Source organism: Leptospira weilii (assembly GCF_006874765.1).
Lineage (GTDB): Bacteria > Spirochaetota > Leptospiria > Leptospirales > Leptospiraceae > Leptospira > Leptospira weilii.
The window spans coordinates 155,001-160,000 of sequence record NZ_CP040840.1; the positions used below are offsets into that span (position 1 = coordinate 155,001).

The window sequence follows — 5,000 nt, forward strand, 5'->3', positions numbered from 1 at the left end:
ACGTTCTGCAACTTATCAAGAGGCGGCTCTTTTGGTTTTCGGTTCCTAAAAGAGACTGTATTTGAGCCGGATAGGAGAGAGAGTCCTGTCTGTGGGTTAACCTCTTTCCGAAACTTTATATACAGACTACACACGTAGAGGCTGGTCTGGGGCGCAATAGGACGCGGGTTCGAACCCCGCCGTCTCCAAGTTTGTCGGATTGAAAATTATTTCCTTTGTATTTTAATTGAGTTTGAAACCGTAAAAACTCATCAACCAGATGGATTTACGAGGTTTCATTCTTCGCATTTAGTGAAAGTACTCCGCCTTTTAAAGTCCGATCTTTTTTTATAAATCTTCGACTGATCGAAAAAGAAAATTCCTAAATCAAATACATTCTTGTTTTTGAATATTAGAAATATTTTTGAAATAAGCTTATAAACCGAATTTTTTTTGAAGCCAAGGAAGTTTAAAAGGAGCTTTTTTAACTTTCATACCGTCATTTTTAGATGATTTCTTCGTCTCTGAATATCGCTTCTGAAAATGCGATTTCCCGCTTCTGTAATTCCTTGTCATTTGGAAGCGTAGTTCACTGTGTTGACGAAGTAGTCGATATTGCTGTTTAAATTTACATTTACAACAAAACATTATCCTGCTCATCTCTACATAATAGAGTGTCTAAAATTCTGCATCTAAATGTGGGACTTGTGCTCAAATTAACGGTATTTATTTTATAGGGATTAGTAAATGAAAGCTAACTCTAATTTGAATCCTGTTTTCGGGGGAGATCTGAAATACTTTCTGCAATTCGATCGTGTTGAATTTTGTGGATTTAAAATCTATACCGCATATGTCGTAGAAGTCTTTAGAAAGAACGTCTCCTAAATTAACGTGAACTCGGCGTAAGAAAGTTTGGGTGAATAAGAAACTAAAATGCCGTACTTCCTAAGGGCACCACAATTACTTGGATCGGAAGATAAATCTGTCGGAATTACGACAAATCCTCTGTGAAACGATCGTCCCACAACGCGCCCCTTAGGAAGCGTTGTGCCTGAACTTTCCTGATTTTGGGTGATTGAAGTATATAGAACTCACGTTAAGTTAGAAAGTTTCGAACCTACTGCGGACGATAACGTCCCAAGATAGGGTAAATAGATCCTGTTTGCATCCATGTAAAAATAAAACGAGAAGGCTTTCCAATGGAAGTTTCCATTCGAAAGTCAATTTTTTAATTCGAATTCTATAAAGCTCGTTCTCGTCTTCGAAAAGAATGTAACGAATCGCTCGGTCTATTAGGTCGGATCTATTCCTGCTTGAAGAGGATTTGATTTTGTTTTACTTCTATATTCAATTTTCGTTTCTCATTCGAGCGAATCTCTGTTAATTCGAAAATCCCTTTGCAGATTTTCCAATAAGAAGAAACAATACATTCGGAAATTCCTTCTCAATTAAAAAATATGTAAAGATGATCCGATTTTTGAGAAAAGAATCTACAAAATTTCTCTTTTCGCTTAGATTCTAGTTCCTGGATTAGAATTCGAAAGAAATTTGGTACGATATGCAATATTCTATTTTTGGTCGGAAATTCTCAGAACAAACTGGAATTGGACAATTGATGGACGATTTGGGGCGCTTTCATCCTGGTTCTTGTTTGTTAGGTGGAGGAAATCCGGCTTTCATCCCGGAAGTGGCCGAGGTATGGAAGGAGATTATATCTAAACAAATCGAATCTGGAAGTATGCAGAGAATTATAGGGAGTTACGAATCGCCTTCCGGAATTCCGGAACTTCGGGAAACGATCGCTTCGATTTTATCGGAAGAATCCGGGACAAAGATTACCGAAGATCAAATTGCAATTACGAATGGGAGTCAGAACGCATTTTATTTCTTATTAAACTTTTTCTCAGGGAATTTCGGAAACGGTCGGAGAAAGAAAATTTTTTTTCCCATTCTTCCGGAGTATATCGGTTATACGGATCAAACTTTGGAGCCCGATTCATTCTTGTCCTTTGCGCCTGAGATTCAAAAAATCGGGGATAGATATTATAAATATTTTATATCTTTGGAAAAGTTCAATTCGATTAATTGGCAACAGGATGCCGGTTGTATCTGCGTTTCACGACCTACGAATCCGACCGGTAACGTGATCACGGATCGGGAGCTTGGGTTTTTGATTGAAAGAGCAAACGATGCAGAGATTCCTTTATTGGTCGACAATGCTTACGGATTTCCATTTCCCAACGTGGTTTTTGAAAAAAGTTCCTTTATTCATAGGCCGGGAATGATCCAAGTATTTAGTCTTTCTAAGTTGGGTCTTCCTGGAGTCCGTACCGGCTTTGTACTGGGTGATTCGAAAACAATCACCATGTTACGTAAGGCCAATTCGGTTATCAATTTGACAAGCGCCAGTCCGGGGCAGTTTATTGCGTTGGATCTTTTTCGTTCGGGTCGTTGGAAAGATTTATGTGAAAAAGTAATATTACCTTTTTATCATAAGAAATCGGTTTTTGCCCAGGAGGTAATTCTAAAAAATTGGAGTTCCAAAGTCGACTATCGGATTCATCAAAGCGAAGGCGCTTTTTTTCTTTGGATTTGGGTAAAAAATTTATCTTTGCCTGTTAACGATCTTTATCCAATTTTGAAGAAAGCGGGCGTAATTATCGTTCCCGGTGAAACTTTTTTCCCCGGAGCCGATCCGAACTGGTCTCATAGACAGGAATGTTTTCGATTGAGCTTTGTTCGGGAAAATAAAGAGATCGAAGAAGGAATTCTGAGAATCGGGAAGGTATTGGAAAAATTCTCGAAATAAATGGTTTTGTTTAACCATTTAAGAGGAATACTGGACAATAAAAAGATTCAATTAAAAAGAACCGTATTGTCGATTTGATAAGAAACATGGAAAGCAACGAACAAAACATAAGCTTTGAGGAATTGGCGGAGAGTAAACCTACCGAAATACAGTCTCTTGCGCCTGATTATATTTTTTTGAACGAGGGAGCGGTCGGCTTATCCGCAACCGCGCGTTGTATTTTAGATGAACTTAGGGATTGGCATAAAAAGACAGAGAAGCACGGTTCCAAAAGTATTCATCCGTCCTACTTACTTACGTTAGATAAACTTGCGGAACTTCTGAATAAATATAGGAACCTGAGTGAACAAGCAAAGTCCCCGCCGAGTGTCGATCTTGCCTTAAGACAATTGGTCGATTATGAAAAAAAAGGCAAGAATAAGTCCGCATACATCTATCCGTTTTTGGTTCGTAACGGAGCTAAGATTCAGGCTCGAATCGCAATTGCAAGTCCTCAGAAAGAAGCGAAAACGGATGTAAGTCCGTATCGAGCCGCTTGTTTCGAATTTTCGGAGGAGATGGTTGACCTTATACTTCAAAATCGAGCTAAAAAACCAAAACTTCCGGATGAAAATAGCCCGGGTGCGTTTTTGCTTCATAAAAATAAGGCGGGAAAAAATTGGCTCTTTCCGAAGTTGGCCTCGCTTGAGGCCGAGTTTTCTACCCTTTTAAAAAGGGGATTTCAACCTTACAGTTATATTCCTATGACGGACTTTCTAAGAGACTTTCTTACGTACGCGACCAAAAAAAATTACGTAATGAAAATTCTTCCGGATTATCATATCATTTTGGATGATCTTCAGTTGAATCCGGACGGTTCTTACGTGAATCAACCCGAAATTATCGCGCATTATCGTTGTCAGGCGGATGCTCTTGAAAAATTCGCGATTCCTTATTTGAAGGAACTTAGCGGAAGAGCCGGTTACGAACTGTTCGGAAGACGGATTGCGGAGTTCGAACAGACGCATATTCAAATGGTAGAGCCTGGAAAAAAACAAAATGGCGAAAAAGTAAAAGCGTTGATCTCTCTTATAAACGATTATCCATTCGAACGAGAGACGGATGAACTGGGTAAGAAGGTATCCGAAACCTGTAGACTTTCCGTTCAAATCATATCCAAGCTGATGGAAGAAAAAGGGAAACTCGTTCAAAGAAAAGAACAGAGCGTATTTAAGTCTTTGAAGTCGAAAATTCTCCATAAAATAGCGGAACACACTCTTCAGGAACAAACTTTATATAGTTTCTCCCCGGAGCAAAAATTGAAGTCTTCGGGTTTGTCGGACGTAATACATTATCCGGCATTGGTTGATGAATTAAAAAAAGAGATTTCTGATCGATATGGAATGAAGGTGATCGAAAAACCAGATCAGACTTCGGAGATATACGCGGTAGATCCGGGATATATGGCCGCGGTTCTTCACAAGTTGAGTAGTATGGCGACGAAAAATACTGCTTATCAAAAAGAATTGGAAATTGCAAAGGAGATCAACGCGAGCCTAAGTAATCCAAAACATCCGGGATTAAATGCGAAACTCAAGGCCGAGAGTATTGTAAAACTCCAACAGGGAATCCAGACGATGGAACAGTTGGAAGTGGAAAGACAACGTTCCCAAGAATTCGCAAAAAAATTCAACCTTCCGATGGGAATGTTAGGTTTTGTTGCGAGTATGATTTTATTTTTGATCGCATCCGTACATTTTAGAACCACTGGAATTCTATTCGTGGGAATTCCGGTCAGTTTATTTTTAGGGCTGATGCTCGCATTCCATTTTAGAAATAAAGAAAAATCGGATATTCTTTCCAACGGAAATTCCGCTGCTTCGCTCGGATCCGGTTTTAAGGGAGAATTCATGTCTTCTTCGGACGATTATCCTTCCGGAGATGATTCCGAAGACGAGCGTTTTCATTCCAAGGGAGAAACTCCCAAGGAAAAGAAGGTAAATTTGATAGCAAAAGGTGCGGAACGTTTTGTTTTTCCAAACCGTTTCACGAAGATCACGGATAAGATTCACGATTCCCGCTCTTTACGTAAAAAAATCTTCGAGAATTTAGACAATATTAGAAATAACGTAGCTCATCTCAAAGGAGAAAAGGACGACGATAAGGTTGCCTCCACGGTCGAATATGCTCTTTTGCAGAATTCGGCTACAATTCTGGTTCCGGATGATATAGT

The 5,000-nt window shown here is 39.3% G+C and carries 2 protein-coding genes, 1 other RNA gene and 1 pseudogene (2 of these 4 cut by a window edge); 3 read left to right on the plus strand and 1 reads right to left on the minus strand.

Annotated features, from left to right (window positions below; all coding sequences use genetic code 11):
* Positions 1-189, plus strand: a transfer-messenger RNA (tmRNA) gene (ssrA, locus tag FHG67_RS00705); it begins 158 nt to the left of the window's first position.
* An 86-nt stretch (positions 190-275) separates the two neighbouring features.
* Here ssrA and FHG67_RS22785 read toward each other — a convergent pair.
* Positions 276-1,230 (minus strand): annotated as a pseudogene (locus FHG67_RS22785) (hypothetical protein); the annotation flags it as partial.
* 307 nt (positions 1,231-1,537) lie between these two features.
* Here FHG67_RS22785 and FHG67_RS00720 point away from each other — a divergent pair.
* Together FHG67_RS00720 and FHG67_RS00725 are read left to right on the plus strand one after the other, a co-directional pair.
* Positions 1,538-2,788 (plus strand): valine--pyruvate transaminase, encoded by a 1,251-nt coding sequence (locus FHG67_RS00720; protein WP_004500594.1) that lies wholly within the window; start codon positions 1,538-1,540, stop codon positions 2,786-2,788.
* A gap of 86 nt (positions 2,789-2,874) precedes the next feature.
* Positions 2,875-5,000: the 5' portion of a hypothetical protein gene (locus FHG67_RS00725; protein ID WP_004496308.1), read on the plus strand. The gene runs 202 nt beyond the window's last position; only the first 2,126 of its 2,328 coding nucleotides appear in the window; its start codon is at positions 2,875-2,877; the stop codon falls past the right edge of the window.

Coding starts and splice junctions, on each gene's coding strand:
- FHG67_RS00720 (WP_004500594.1), top strand. CDS start 1,538: ATGCAATATTCTATTTTTGGTCGGAAATTCTCAGAACAAACTGGAATT.